General features: G+C 74.5%; 14 protein-coding genes and 1 pseudogene. 4 read left to right on the plus strand and 11 right to left on the minus strand.

Features of this window, described 5'->3' with window-relative positions; all coding sequences use genetic code 11:
- Positions 1 to 78: 78 nt before the first annotated feature.
- Positions 79 to 468: a PadR family transcriptional regulator gene (locus ACVW07_RS06100; RefSeq protein WP_456818381.1), complete on the plus strand. Its 390-nt coding sequence runs from the start codon at positions 79 to 81 to the stop codon at positions 466 to 468.
- The gene (locus ACVW07_RS06105; RefSeq protein ID WP_456818382.1) at positions 465 to 1004 is read left to right on the plus strand and encodes a hypothetical protein; all 540 of its coding nucleotides are present in this window, start codon (positions 465 to 467) and stop codon (positions 1002 to 1004) included. The genes ACVW07_RS06100 and ACVW07_RS06105 overlap by 4 nt, the downstream gene beginning before the upstream one ends.
- A gap of 21 nt (positions 1005 to 1025) precedes the next feature.
- Here the strand turns inward: ACVW07_RS06105 and tsaD are convergent, their stop codons facing one another.
- On the minus strand, positions 1026 to 2066 hold the full coding sequence (gene tsaD / locus ACVW07_RS06110; protein WP_456818383.1) for a tRNA (adenosine(37)-N6)-threonylcarbamoyltransferase complex transferase subunit TsaD: 1041 nt from the start codon (positions 2064 to 2066) through the stop codon (positions 1026 to 1028).
- 87 nt (positions 2067 to 2153) lie between these two features.
- Between tsaD and ACVW07_RS06115 the strand changes: the two genes are divergently transcribed.
- A complete protein-coding gene (locus ACVW07_RS06115) occupies positions 2154 to 2795 on the plus strand; it encodes a malonic semialdehyde reductase (protein ID WP_456818384.1) in 642 nt (213 codons plus the stop codon).
- Positions 2796 to 2882: 87 nt separating this feature from the next.
- Here the strand turns inward: ACVW07_RS06115 and ACVW07_RS06120 are convergent, their stop codons facing one another.
- From ACVW07_RS06120 to ACVW07_RS06155, 8 genes and pseudogenes are all read right to left on the minus strand, one after another.
- On the minus strand, positions 2883 to 3707 hold the full coding sequence (locus tag ACVW07_RS06120) for a sulfurtransferase (RefSeq protein WP_456818385.1): 825 nt from the start codon (positions 3705 to 3707) through the stop codon (positions 2883 to 2885).
- Positions 3704 to 4177: a ribosomal protein S18-alanine N-acetyltransferase gene (rimI, locus tag ACVW07_RS06125; protein ID WP_456818386.1), complete on the minus strand. Its 474-nt coding sequence runs from the start codon at positions 4175 to 4177 to the stop codon at positions 3704 to 3706. Before rimI ends, ACVW07_RS06120 begins: the two co-directional genes overlap by 4 nt.
- Complete coding sequence (tsaB, locus tag ACVW07_RS06130) at positions 4174 to 4854, minus strand: tRNA (adenosine(37)-N6)-threonylcarbamoyltransferase complex dimerization subunit type 1 TsaB (RefSeq protein ID WP_456818387.1); 681 nt, start codon at positions 4852 to 4854, stop codon at positions 4174 to 4176. Before tsaB ends, rimI begins: the two co-directional genes overlap by 4 nt.
- Before the next feature lie 4 nt (positions 4855 to 4858).
- Positions 4859 to 5467 (minus strand): tRNA (adenosine(37)-N6)-threonylcarbamoyltransferase complex ATPase subunit type 1 TsaE, encoded by a 609-nt coding sequence (gene tsaE, locus ACVW07_RS06135; protein WP_456818388.1) that lies wholly within the window; start codon positions 5465 to 5467, stop codon positions 4859 to 4861.
- A complete protein-coding gene (alr, locus tag ACVW07_RS06140) occupies positions 5464 to 6666 on the minus strand; it encodes an alanine racemase (RefSeq protein WP_456818389.1) in 1203 nt (400 codons plus the stop codon). Before alr ends, tsaE begins: the two co-directional genes overlap by 4 nt.
- 56 nt (positions 6667 to 6722) lie before the next feature.
- Positions 6723 to 7355, minus strand: a complete 633-nt coding sequence (locus ACVW07_RS06145) for a nucleoside/nucleotide kinase family protein (RefSeq protein WP_456818390.1) — start codon at positions 7353 to 7355, stop codon at positions 6723 to 6725.
- Positions 7352 to 8692 carry a bifunctional ADP-dependent NAD(P)H-hydrate dehydratase/NAD(P)H-hydrate epimerase gene (locus ACVW07_RS06150; RefSeq protein WP_456818391.1) on the minus strand — a complete coding sequence of 447 codons (1341 nt, stop codon included), beginning with the start codon at positions 8690 to 8692 and terminating at the stop codon, positions 7352 to 7354. Before ACVW07_RS06150 ends, ACVW07_RS06145 begins: the two co-directional genes overlap by 4 nt.
- A 1-nt stretch (position 8693) precedes the next feature.
- A pseudogene (locus ACVW07_RS06155) lies at positions 8694 to 8945 on the minus strand (NAD(P)H-hydrate epimerase); the annotation flags it as partial.
- 30 nt (positions 8946 to 8975) lie between these two features.
- On the opposite strand from ACVW07_RS06155, the gene ACVW07_RS06160 reads away from it, so the two are divergent.
- Complete coding sequence (locus ACVW07_RS06160) at positions 8976 to 9962, plus strand: LLM class F420-dependent oxidoreductase (RefSeq protein ID WP_456818392.1); 987 nt, start codon at positions 8976 to 8978, stop codon at positions 9960 to 9962.
- Positions 9963 to 10072: 110 nt separating this feature from the next.
- Here ACVW07_RS06160 and ACVW07_RS06165 read toward each other — a convergent pair whose 3' ends face one another.
- Positions 10073 to 10426 carry a holo-ACP synthase gene (locus ACVW07_RS06165; RefSeq protein WP_456818393.1) on the minus strand — a complete coding sequence of 118 codons (354 nt, stop codon included), beginning with the start codon at positions 10424 to 10426 and terminating at the stop codon, positions 10073 to 10075.
- A 31-nt stretch (positions 10427 to 10457) separates the two neighbouring features.
- Complete coding sequence (gene glmS / locus ACVW07_RS06170; protein WP_456818394.1) at positions 10458 to 12314, minus strand: glutamine--fructose-6-phosphate transaminase (isomerizing); 1857 nt, start codon at positions 12312 to 12314, stop codon at positions 10458 to 10460.
- Positions 12315 to 12378: the final 64 nt, after the last annotated feature.

The following is a 12378-nucleotide window of genomic DNA, read 5'->3' on the forward strand; positions in this document are numbered from 1 at the left end:
CTGTCAATCACCCGCAAACGTGACAGCGGTATGGCTGACTACTTGCCATTACCTGCTAGCGGGCCATACCGTAACCGCATGTCCGATACCCAGCTCCTGAAGGGCGTCCTTCCCATGCTGGTCCTCGCTGTGCTCACCGAGCGCGAGTCCTACGGCTACGAGCTCGTCACGAGGCTCCAGGAGGCGGGCCTCGACGACATGTCGGCAGGCACGGTCTACCCGGTGCTCAACCGGCTCGAGCGCGACGGCCTTGTCGCGAGCCGGCTCGTCGCCTCGAGCGCCGGGCCGGCCCGCAAGTACTACGTCCCCACGTCACACGGGAGCGTCGAGCTCGCCCGCGCCGCGCAGGCCTGGGCAGCGCTCGGTCGCACGGCGGCCCACGTGCTCGCCCGTGCCAGCTCGGGCTCCGGGACGGGCTCCACCTCAGACATCGAGACCCTCGCCCCATCCACCCAGGAGGCACCATGACCGCCCGTCCGCACCTGTCGCCGCGCGACTGGTTCATCCGCGAGCACTACCTGGCCCGGTTCTCCTGGGCCATGCAGGACTACCCGAAGAACGCCCGCGTCACCCGCGAGCTGCGCACCGAGGTCACCGCGACGGCGGCCGAGGTGGGCATGGCCCGGGCCGTGCAGGACCTGGGGCACCCCCGCGTGCTGGCCGAGGGATACCTCACGGAGCTCGGCGGACGCGTGCCACGGTGGGCCACCGGGGGGGTGTGGGGCGCGCTCGCCGTCGGTGCCCTGGCGTACCTGAGCCTCGCCTATGCGGCCGGGACGCTGGACACCCTGGAGGCGATGGGGGGTGGGACCGTCCAGCACACCGCGTTCGGCGCCACCACGACCTACGTGAGCACCGCCGACGAGCTGTCCGTGAGCTCGTCAGCGACGTGGCAGCTGCTCACGCTGTACCTCGTCGTGTTCCTCGTGCCCTACGTGCTCGGTGCCCGCGCGTGGCGGGCATGGCGGCGGCCGGCGCGCGCCCGCGACGTCGCGGCTGTCTGAGCCGCGATCGGAGGGGTCGGCTCAGACGAGAACCTGGGTCAGGGGCATCGACGAGTCGACGGGAAGGTCGAGGGACGACGGCGGCATCCCCCGCCGCACCACCGCCGACCCGAGGGCGGCGATCATCGCGCCGTTGTCCGTGCAGTACCGGATGGGCGGGATCCGCAGGTCGATGCCGGCCTCGGCGCACCGCTTGGCGGCCATGTCGCGCAGCTGGGAGTTCGCGGAGAACCCGCCGCCGACCACGAGCGTGCGCACGTCGTGCCGCCGGCACGCCGCGATCGCCTTCGCGGTCAGCACGTCCGCCACGGCTGCGGCGAACGACGCGGCGACGTCGTGGAGCGGGATGTCGCGGCCGGCGTCCTGCTGGGCCTCCACCCACCGGGCGACGGCCGTCTTGAGACCCGAGAAGGAGAAGTTCGCCGCGTGGTCGGCCTGGTCCTTAGGAGCGGTCAGGCCGCGGGGGAACCGGATCGCCTCCGGGTCGCCGTCACGGGCCAGCCGGTCGATGTGCGGGCCGCCGGGGTACGGCATGCCGAGCAGGCGGCCCACCTTGTCGAACGCCTCCCCCGCCGCGTCGTCCAGCGTGGACCCGAGCTCGGTGACGACCACGGTGTCGTCGATCAGCAGCAGCGACGAGTGTCCGCCGGAGACGACGAGCGCCATGACCCGCTCGGGGAACGGCCCGTCCACGAGCTCGTCGACGACTGCGTGACCGATGACGTGGTTGACGCCGTACAAGGGCTTGCCCAGGCCGAGGCTCAACGCCTTGGCGGCCGACGCGCCCACGGTCAGCGGGCCGACGAGCCCGGGGCCGGCGGTCACGGCGATCGCGTCCACCTCGCCGAGCGACACGTCGGCGGTGGCGAGCGCTCGCTCGATGGTCGGGACCATCGCCTCGAGGTGGGCGCGGGAGGCGATCTCCGGGATGATGCCGCCGAACCGCGCGTGCTCGTCGACCGAGCTGGCGACGGCGTCGACGAGCAGATCGTGGCCCCGGACGAGAGCGACCCCCGTCTCGTCGCACGAGGTCTCGATGCCGAGGACGAGGGGGTCAGCCATGCCGTCCAGGATAGGTGGGCGCCGCGGGTGACCAGCGTCACAGCCCGAGCGCGGAATCCCCGACAGTGGTTGACGCTTCAACCACACATGACCACCGACGTGACCGTCCTCGACGGGCTCGACTTCCCGTCCCCCGACCTCGCCGTCCCCGACGACGTGGCCGATCTCCTGTTCCGTGAGGCCCGCTCGGTCGGCGCCTTCACCACCGAGGAGGTCTCGGACGCGCAGCTCGCCGCCGTGTACGACCTCGTCAGGTGGGGACCCACCGCACTCAACACCATCCCGCTGCGGCTGCTCGTGGTGCGGACCCCCGAGGCACGGGCTCGTCTCGCGGCGCACATGAACGAGACCAACCGCGACCGCGTGCTGGCCGCACCCGTCACGCTCGTGGTCGCCGCCGACCCCGGCTTCCACCAGCACATCCCGACGCTCGCGCCGCACCTGGCCGCGCTGTCCGAGACGCTCGACGGGCAGGTCGAGCAGCGGCGGCAGATGGCTCGCACCAACGGCCTCATCCAGACCGGCTACCTCGTGGTCGGGCTGCGTGCGGCCGGCCTCGACGTCGGACCGATGGGCGGCATGGACAACCAGGGCATCGACGAGGAGTTCTTCGCGGAGACCGGCTGGCAGTCGCTGCTCGTCCTGAACGTGGGCCACCGCGAGGGTGCAGGCACCCACCACCCGCGCGCACCGCGCCACGCCTACGCGGACGTGTCGCTGACCGTCTGAACCGCCCGGCCACGAGGCCCGCGCCCTGTCAAGGCGCGGGCCTCGCTGCGCGGCGTCGCCGCCGCGGCCGGTACGGTCGGCCGTCCCTCAGGCGCCCGTCTCCACCGGCCGGGCAGGGTCGTTCGACCACTGGGACCACGACCCGGGGTAGAGCGCGGCCTCCACCCCGACGGCCGCGAGCGCCGCGACCTGGTGAGCGGCGGTCACCCCGGACCCGCAGTACACCGCGACCGGCCCGGTCAGATCCCCGAAGCGGTCGCGCAGCGCCTCGTCCGGCAGGAACGACCCGTCGGGTCCGAGGTTGCCCGCCGTCGGCACGCTGAGGGCGCCGGGGATGTGGCCCGCCCGCGGGTCGACCGGCTCGACCTCCCCCGCATAGCGCTCGGGGGCCCGTGCGTCGAGCAGCGCACCGTCCCAGGCCGCGGCCTCGTCGGCGGTGACGGTCGGCAGCGCGCCCGGTACCAGCACCACGTCGCCGGGTTCGGCGACGACCGCTCCGGCCTCGACGGCGAGGCCGGCGGCGATCCAGCCGTCGAGCCCACCGTCGAGCAGGCGCACCTCGGTCAGTCCCGCCCAGCGCAGCAGCCACCAGGCGCGCGCGGCGGACATCCCCCCGACGGCGTCGTACACGACGACCGCACGGTCGTCCCGCACGCCCCAGCGCCGGGCCGCGGCCTCGAGGTCCCCGACGTCCGGGAGCGGGTGCCGTCCCTCCTGCGGGCTCGGCGGCCCGGCCAGCTCGGTCTCCAGGTCCACGAACACCGCACCGGGCACGTGAGCCGCGAGGTACTGCTCGTGCCCGTCCGTCCGGCCGAGCGCCCACCGGACGTCGAGCACCACCGGGGGCTCGTCGCCCGCCAGCGCGGCCGCGAGCGTCCGGCCGTCCACCAGCACGTCAGACCGTGTCGTCATGCCCCCTCCTCAGCGCGGCGCAGGTCGAGCCGCATCGTCCACGCATCGGCGTTCTCCGGCTGGTAGTACCCCCGGCGCAGGCCCGTCCGCTCGAAGCCGGCGCTCTCGTACAGGTGCAGGGCGGCCACGTTGTCCACCCGGACCTCGAGCAGCACGGCGCCCGCGCCCAGCGTCCTGGCCCGGTCGAGCAGCTCCGCGAGCAGGCGACGCCCGACGCCGCGGCGCTGGTGTCCGACGTCGGTGCCGAGCGTCATGACCTGGGCGTCGAACCCGTCGAACCACAGCCCGGCGTAGCCGACGAGCTCGTCCGTGTCCTCGTCGACCGCACCGACGTACCAGCGCCCTGGTCCGGACAGCTCCTCGACGATCGACGCGCGCGACCACGCGCCCGCACCGAACAGCTCGCCCTCCATCCGGACGACCGCCGGCACGTCGAGCGGGCACAACGACCGGACGACGAGCCCGGTCATCGCAGGACGCGCTTCCCACCCGCCGACGGCACGGCGTCCGGGCGGCGCAGGTAGAGCGGCTCGGAGTCGAGCGTCCGGCCCGACGCCGCGCGGGCGAGCGCCAGCCGGGCGAGCTCGGCAGGGTCCACGTCGACGTCGAGCGCGCCACCCGCCGCGAGCGCCTCCGGGTAGAGCGCGGCGCCACGACCCACGACGAGCGCACCACGCACCCGCGGGTCCGCGGCCAGGTCCGCGGGCGCCGCCACCTCGGGCGCGACGACCACCTCCACCTCGCCCGGCCCGTGGGTCCGGTACAGCGACCAGTACACCTCGCGGCGCCTGGCGTCGGTCGCGACCAGCACGTCGGCACCGGCCGGGATCGTCCGGGAGGCGGCCGCCGCCACGGCGTCCAGACTCGGCACGCCGTGCACCGGGATGCCGAGGGCGAGGCCGAGGGTGCGGGCGGTCACGAGGCCGACGCGCAGGCCGGTGAACGGTGCGGGGCCGGTGCCGACCACGACGGCGGTGAGCGCGTGCCGGCCGACGCCGGCGTCCGCGAGCGTCGACTCGACCATGGGGGCGAGCAGCTCGGCGTGGTGCCGGGGGTGGTCGTCGGACCGGGCGGCGAGCAGGGTGCCGTCGTCGTCGACCACGGCCACCGCCACGGACGACGAGGTGTCGAGGGCAAGGACGGGCATCGGGTCAGCCTCCTGCGAGGTCGGGGTCGCGGTCGGCACTGCGCTCGCGGTCGAGGTCGGGCAGGACGACGCCGACCCACCGTTCTCCGACGCCTCGGACGGTCGCCGTCCGCTCGCCGGCGGCGGCGTCCGACGCGTCGTACGCCGCTGCCTCGAGCGCAGCCGGGGTGGGCCCGGACGGGGCGGGAGCGCCGCGCGGGCGCTGCAGCGTGACCTCCAGGCGGTCGGACGCGAGCCCTTCGACCCACCCCTCGCCCCACTCCACGACCGTCACCGACTCGTCGAGGCTCGAGTCGAGGTCGAGCGCGTCGACCTCGTCGAACGAGCCCAGCCGGTAGGCGTCGACGTGGACGAGCGCGGGTCCGCGGGAGCCGTCCTCCCGGGCCAGCGGGGGGTGCTCGCGGGCGATGACGAAGGTCGGCGACGCGACCTGGCCGCGGACGTGCAGGCCGGCGCCGATGCCCTGCGTGAGCGTCGTCTTGCCCGCTCCGAGGTCTCCCGTGAGCACCACGAGATCACCGGCGCGCAGCAGGCGGGCGAGCGCGCGCCCGAACGACCGCGTGGCGTCGGCGTCGGACAGGCGGACCACGGCCTCGGAGGTCAGGTCGCTCACCGGACCGCCTCGGTGTCGCCGGTGACGGCTGCCTCGAGCCGCGAGGCGTCGGTGTCCACGTGCACCCGGGGGACGCGCGCGCCGACCCGGGTGATGATCTCGTACGCGATGGTGCCGGCGGCGTCCGCCCAGTCCTGGGCCGTGGGGCCACCGTCCGCACCGGTGCCGAACAGCTCGACCCGGTCTCCGGCAAGGTCGGTGGCACCCGGACCCAGGTCGAGGACGACCTGGTCCATGCACACCCGGCCGGTGACTCCCACGGTGCGCCCGCCGACGCGCACGGGACCGCCCGGGCGGTCCTGCGTCCCTGACGCGTGCCGTGGCACCCCGTCCGCGTACCCCAGGGGCACGACGCCCAGCACGGTGTCCTGCGTGGTGACGTACTGGTGGGCGTACGAGACCCCGTGCCCGCCCGGGACCGGCTTGACGGTCGCGAGCTCCGCCTCCAGCGTCATCGCCGGGACGAGCCCGAACGACTCCGGGCCGCCCACCTGCGGCACGGGCGAGATGCCGTACACCGCGATCCCGGGCCGCACGAGGTCATAGTGGACCGCCGGGTCGGTGAGCGTCGCGGCGGAGTTCGCCAGGTGCCTGACCTCGAGGTGGGCGCCGGCCTGCTCGAGCCGGTGCACCGCGTCGGCGAACACGGTGCCCTGCGCGCGCACGGTCGGGTGCGCGGGCTCGTCCGCGAACGCGAGGTGCGACCAGACGCCGACGAGCTCGACGGCACCCTCGGCCTGCGCGGCGAGCGCCGCCGGGAGGATCTCCTCGAGCTGTGCGGGCGTCAGCCCGTTGCGGCCCAGGCCGGTGTCGACCTTCAGGTGCACCCGCGCGGCCCGACCCGAGGTGCGGGCGGCGGCGACCACCTCGTCGAGGGCCCAGGCGGCGCTGACGGACACGTCCACGTCCGCCTCGACCGCCTCGCGCAGCGGAGCGCCGGGGGCGTACAGCCACGTGAGCACCCGGGGAGCCACGACCCCGGCGCGGCGCAGCTCGAGCGCCTCGGGCACCTGCGCGACACCGAGCCACGCGGCACCGGCGTCCGCGGCTGCACGGGCGCAGGGCACGAGGCCGTGACCGTACGCGTCGGCCTTGACGACGGCCATGAGCTGCGCGGTCGGCGCCTGCGCGGCCAGGGTGCGGACGTTGCCGCGGACGGCCGCGAGGTCGACGACGGCGCGGGCGGGGTACTGGCTCACGGCGCCCAGTGTCGCACTCCCGGTCCCGTCGCCCGCGTCGGCTGACCTGCCGGGCCTCACGCGGGCCGCACGACAACATCGGCGCGGACCGCGGTCGCTGCGACCAGCACGGCGTTGCGCTCGTCGGGCCCGTGCGCCCACGCACGGGCGGCGTCGGGGGCCTTCCCGAACGCCTCGTGCCGGGCGACGAGCCGCTCGAGCCGCACCGCGTCGTCGGGCGCCACGAACCAGGTCTCGTCCAGCAGGGCCGCCACCGACCCGAACCCCTGGTCGTCGAGCAGCAGGTAGTTCCCCTCGACGACCACGAGGGGCACGTCGGGCGGGATCGCGATGGCCCCGGCCACCCCGTTGCGCAGGTCACGCCGGTACTCCGGCGCGTAGACGGTCTCGCCGGTGCGCGGCTCGCGCAGGCGCCGCAGCAGCGCGACGAAGCCAGCGGCGTCGAACGTGTCGGGGGCCCCCTTGCGGTCCGCCCTGCCGAGTCGCTCCAGCTCGGTCTGGGCGAGGTGGAAGCCGTCCATCGGCACCACGACGGCGACGTCGGGGTACGCGTCGCGGACCTGCGCCGCGAGCGTCGTCTTGCCCGCCCCGGGCGATCCCACGATGCCGAGGAGCCGGCGCCCGCCCTCCGCAGGAAGGCCCGCGAGGAGGTCGTCGAGGCGGCGGTGCAGGTCGGGCGTGAGGGTCACGGGGTCAGTGTGCCTGCCTCACGCAGCAGCTCGGCGATGGTGCCCGGCAGCGCGTCGGCCACCGCGGCCGCGTCGACCGGACCGCCCGGGTTGGCGCGGTGCGCCGCCCGACCGTGCACCAGCGCCGCCGTGGCCGCGAGCGCGGCGACCAGGCTGGCGTCGTCGTGCAGGTCGTCCGCGCGACCCGCGAGGAGCGTGCCGAGGATCCCCGCCAGCACGTCCCCGGCACCCGCCGTGGCCAGCCAGGCCGGCGCGTCCGCCTGGGCGTACGCGGCACCACCGCGGCCGACCACCACCGTGACGCCGCCCTTGAGCAGCACCGTGGCACCGGTGCGCTCGTGCGCCAGCCGTGCCCACCGGAGCGGCTCCGCCTCGACGCCCTCCCGGTCCACGTCGGCCCCGAGCCTGGTGAGCAGGCGGGCGAGCTCGCCCGCGTGCGGGGTGAGGACCACGTGGGGACCGACGTGCCGCGGCAGCAGCTCCAGCGCTCCCGCGTCCACGACCGCCGCCTCGCCGCGCTGCAGCACGCCCTCGAACGCGAACTCGATGCGCCGGCGCTGGCCGGCGTCGTCGGGCGACACCCCCGGCCCGAACACCCACGACTGCACCCGGCCGGGACCCACCACGACCTCGGGGCGGTGGGCGACCACCGTCTCGCCGACGTCGCCGAGGTACCGCACCATGCCCGCGCCGCTGCGTACGGCCGCCGTCGTGGCCAGCACGGCCGCCCCCGGGTACGACCGCGTCCCGGCCACGACGCCGACGACGCCGCGCGTGTACTTGTGGGCCGTGGCGCCGGGCACGGGCCAGAGGGCGGCCGCGTCGGCGGCGTCCAGCCGGACGACAGGCGGTCTCCCGCCGCCGGGGGGACCGCCGAGCCCGATGTCGACGACCTCGACACGGCCGGCGGCCCGCGCTGCGGGCGGCAGCAGGAGGCCGGGCTTGGCCGCCCCGAACGTCACCGTGAGGTCCGCGTCGAGCACCGGACCGGACCGCGTGCCGTCGTCGACCCCGATGCCCGACGGCACGTCGACAGCGACGACGAACGGGCGCTCCGCCGCGTCCGGCCCGCCGTCGAGCGCCCCGCCGAGCGCCCCGTCGAGCGCCCCGCAGAGCGCCTCCGCGAGCGCCGTGACGAGTGCACCTGCCTCACCGTCGACACCGCCCCCGCGCGACCCGATCCCCAGCACACCGTCGACCAGCACGTCCGCCCGGCGGGTCAGGGCGACGGCGTCGTCGACCGTCACCCCCGGGACGTCCACCAGGCTCACCACCCGCCCACCGGCGGCGCGCAGCGCGGCGAGCCCGGGGCCGTGCACGCGCCGCGACGTCGTCACCCGCCCGCACGTCCACGCCACGCCTGGCGAGCAGCGCACCGGCGTGCAGGGCGTCGCCACCGTTGTTCCCGGCGCCCGCGAGCACGACGACCCGCGTCCCGCCCACGCGGCCGCGCCGCTCCCGCAGGACGCCGGCGACCCGCACGGCGAGCGCGAACGCCGCCCGCTCCATGAGGGGCACCCCCGCGGCCAGCAGCGGTTCCTCCACGGCCTGGACCTGCTCCGACGTCCACGCGACCAGCACGCCGCTCATCCTCGCGGATGCACCGGTAACCTGCCTGGCATGCGATTCGGACTCTTCATCCCGCAGGGCTGGCGGCAGGACCTGTCGGGCATCGAGACACGCGACCACTGGGCCGTGATGAACGGGCTGGCGCAGCACGCCGACGAGGGCGACGCGTTCGACTCGATCTGGGTCTACGACCACTTCCACGCGGTGCCCGAGCCCAACGGCGAGGCCACGCACGAGGCCTGGAGCCTCATCAACGCGTTCGCCGCGACCACGTCCCGCGTGCAGCTCGGCCAGATGTGCACGTGCATGGCGTACCGCAACCCCGCCTACCTGGCGAAGGTCGCCGCGACCGCCGACGTGATCTCCGGCGGTCGCGTGCAGATGGGCATCGGTGCCGGCTGGTACGAGCACGAGTGGCGGGCCTTCGGATACGGGTTCCCGACGGCCGGGCAGCGGATCGCGATGCTCGACGAGGGCGTGCAGATCTTCAAGCAGCTGTGGACCAACGGCGTCGCGACGCTCGACGGCGTGCACTACCAGGTGGACGGCGCGCAGCTCTCGCCGCTCCCCCTGCAGGTCGACGGGCCGCCGCTGTGGATCGCCGGGGGTGGCGAGAAGAAGACCCTGCGGATCGCCGCCGAGCACGCGCAGTACACGAACTTCGACGGGTCACCCGAGGGCTTCGCGCACAAGTCGGAGGTGCTGCGCGGGCACTGCGAGGCGATCGGGCGCCCGTTCCACGAGATCACCCGCTCGGCCAACTACGACGTGGTGGTCGGTGAGACGCAGGCGGACGTGGACGACAAGATCGCCTGGGTGGAGGGGCACCTCTCGCTGACCGTGCCCGGGAAGGCGCCCGCCGAGGCGGAGAAGTTCCGCAACGGCACGCTCGTCGGCACGCCCGAGCAGCTCGTCGAGCGCCTGCAGGCCCTGGAGCGGCTCGGCATGACGTACGCCATCACGTACTTCCTGGACGCGGCCTACGACCGGTCGAGCATCGAGCTGTTCGAGCGCGAGGTCGTCCCGGCGCTGCGATGACCTGACGTCGCCGTCGTCGTCGCAGAACGTCCCGCAGTGACCGTCACCAGGTCGGCCGCCCCGGCTCGGACGGGCGGTCGCCGGGTGCTCGGCTCCGCGGACCGCGGGGCTCAGTCCCGTTCGGCGACGACGACGGCCGAGGCGATCCCGGCGTCGTGCGAGATCGACAGGTGGAACCGGCTCACGCCGAGCTCGGCCGCGCGGGCGAGCACGGTCCCGACCACCTCGACCTCCGGCTGCGCCCCTGCGATGCGGCGGACCGTCGCGTCCTGCCAGCTCATCCCCGGTGGTGCGCCCAGTGCCTTCGCGATCGCCTCCTTCGCGGCGAACCGCGCGGCCAGCGACGTCTCCGGCATCTCGCGCTCGTCGGGAGTGAACAGACGCTCCCGCAGTCCCGGCACACGGTGCAGCGTCGCCACGAACCGTGCGACGTCGACGACGTCGATGCCGACGCCGACGATCACGCGCCCGCCGCCCGGACCAGGGCCGAGCGGCTCACTCGACCGTGACGGACTTGGCCAGGTTCCGCGGCTGGTCCACGTCGAGCCCCTTGGCGGTCGCCAGCTCGCACGCGAACACCTGCAGCGGCACGACCGTGAGGAGCGGCGCGAGCAGCGTCGGGGCCTTCGGCACGTAGAACACCTCGTCCGCGTACGGGCGCACCGCGTCGTCGCCGTCCTCCGCGATGACCAGGGTGCGCGCACCACGGGCGCGGATCTCCTGGATGTTCGAGACGACCTTCGAGTGCAGGGAGTCGCGGCCGCGCGGCGAGGGGACGATGACGAAGACCGGCTGGCCCGGCTCGATGAGCGCGATCGGACCGTGCTTCAGCTCCCCGGCGGCGAACCCCTCGGCGTGGATGTACGCGAGCTCCTTCAGCTTGAGGGCACCCTCCATCGCGACGGGGAACCCGACGTGCCGGCCGAGGAAGAGCACGGACTGGGTGTCCGCCATCCACCGGGCGATCTCACGGACCCGCCCGGCCCGGTCCAGGACCTGCTGGATCTTGTCGGGCATCGCACGCAGCTCGTCGAGGATCGTGGTGACCTCGTCGGCGAACTTGTTGCCGCGCAGCTGCGCCAGGTAGAGGCCCAGCAGGTACGCGGCGGTGATCTGCGCGAGGAACGCCTTGGTCGACGCGACGGCGATCTCGGGGCCGGCGTGGGTGTAGAGCACCGCGTCCGACTCGCGCGGGATCGTCGAGCCGTGCGCGTTGACGATCGCGAGGACCTTGGCACCCTGCTCGCGGGCGTGCCGCGCGGCCATGAGCGTGTCCATCGTCTCGCCTGACTGCGACACGGCGACGACGAGAGTCCGCTCGTTCACCACGGGGTCCCGGTACCGGAACTCGTGCGAGAGCTCGACCTCGACGGGGATGCGGCACCAGTGCTCGATCGCGTACTTGGCCACGTGCCCGGCGTAGGCCGAGGTGCCGCACGCGATGACGACGATCTTGTCGATGGCTCGCAGCACGCCCTCGTCGATGCGGACCTCGTCCAGCACGAGCCGGCCCTGCGCGTCCGTGCGGCCCAGCAGCGTGTCGGCGACCGCGTGGGGCTGGTCGTGGATCTCCTTGTCCATGAAGGACTTGAAGCCGCCCTTCTCCGCCGCAGCCGCGTCCCAGTCGACCGTGTACTCGCGTCCCTGCGCGGGGGCTCCGTCGAAGTCCGTCACCTCGACGGAGGTCGGCGTGATCGTGACGACCTGGTCCTGGCCGAGCTCGAGGGCCGCCCGGGTGTGGGCGATGAACGCCGAGACGTCGGACCCGAGGAAGTTCTCGCCGTCGCCGAGGCCCACCACCAGGGGCGAGTCGTGCCGGGCGCCGACCACCACGTCGGGCGCGTCCGCGTGCACGGCGAGCAGCGTGAAGGTGCCGTCGAGGGTGCGCGCCACCTGCGCCATGGCGGTGGTGAGGTCCTTCGACTCGTCGTACGCGCGGGAGATCAGCTGAGCGGCGACCTCGGTGTCCGTCTCCGACGTGAACTCGACGCCCTGCGCCACGAGACCGGCCTTGAGCGCCGCGAAGTTCTCCACGATGCCGTTGTGGATGACGGCGAGCCGCCCGGCGACGTGCGGGTGGGCGTTGACGTCCGTCGGGCCGCCGTGCGTGGCCCAGCGGGTGTGCCCGATCGCGGCGGTCGCCACCGGCATCGGGTGGAGGTCGATCTCCTCCACGAGGTTGGCCAGCTTGCCGGCCTTCTTGGCGGTCGCGAGCTCCCCGCCGGGGCCGACGAGCGCGACACCGGCCGAGTCGTAGCCGCGGTACTCGAGCCGCCGCAGGCCCTCGATCACCACGTCGAGGGGACGCTCGCTGGGCACCTGGCTACCGACGTAGCCGACGATTCCACACATGCCGCGGAGTCTACCGGGCACCCTCCCGGGGCCTGCGGCACCGCTGCCGGGCGCGACGTCCGGC

Source organism: Cellulomonas sp. URHB0016 (assembly GCF_054057935.1).

What these genes read in the sequence shown, in the direction of transcription:
- ACVW07_RS06160 (WP_456818392.1), top strand. Translation starts at nt 8,976, where the DNA reads ATGCGATTCGGACTCTTCATCCCGCAGGGCTGGCGGCAGGACCTGTCG.
- ACVW07_RS06105 (WP_456818382.1), top strand. Translation starts at nt 465, where the DNA reads ATGACCGCCCGTCCGCACCTGTCGCCGCGCGACTGGTTCATCCGCGAG.
- tsaD (WP_456818383.1), bottom strand. Translation starts at nt 2,066, where the DNA reads ATGGCTGACCCCCTCGTCCTCGGCATCGAGACCTCGTGCGACGAGACG.
- ACVW07_RS06115 (WP_456818384.1), top strand. Translation starts at nt 2,154, where the DNA reads ATGACCACCGACGTGACCGTCCTCGACGGGCTCGACTTCCCGTCCCCC.
- rimI (WP_456818386.1), bottom strand. Translation starts at nt 4,177, where the DNA reads ATGACCGGGCTCGTCGTCCGGTCGTTGTGCCCGCTCGACGTGCCGGCG.
- tsaB (WP_456818387.1), bottom strand. Translation starts at nt 4,854, where the DNA reads ATGCCCGTCCTTGCCCTCGACACCTCGTCGTCCGTGGCGGTGGCCGTG.
- ACVW07_RS06100 (WP_456818381.1), top strand. Translation starts at nt 79, where the DNA reads ATGTCCGATACCCAGCTCCTGAAGGGCGTCCTTCCCATGCTGGTCCTC.
- glmS (WP_456818394.1), bottom strand. Translation starts at nt 12,314, where the DNA reads ATGTGTGGAATCGTCGGCTACGTCGGTAGCCAGGTGCCCAGCGAGCGT.
- ACVW07_RS06120 (WP_456818385.1), bottom strand. Translation starts at nt 3,707, where the DNA reads ATGACGACACGGTCTGACGTGCTGGTGGACGGCCGGACGCTCGCGGCC.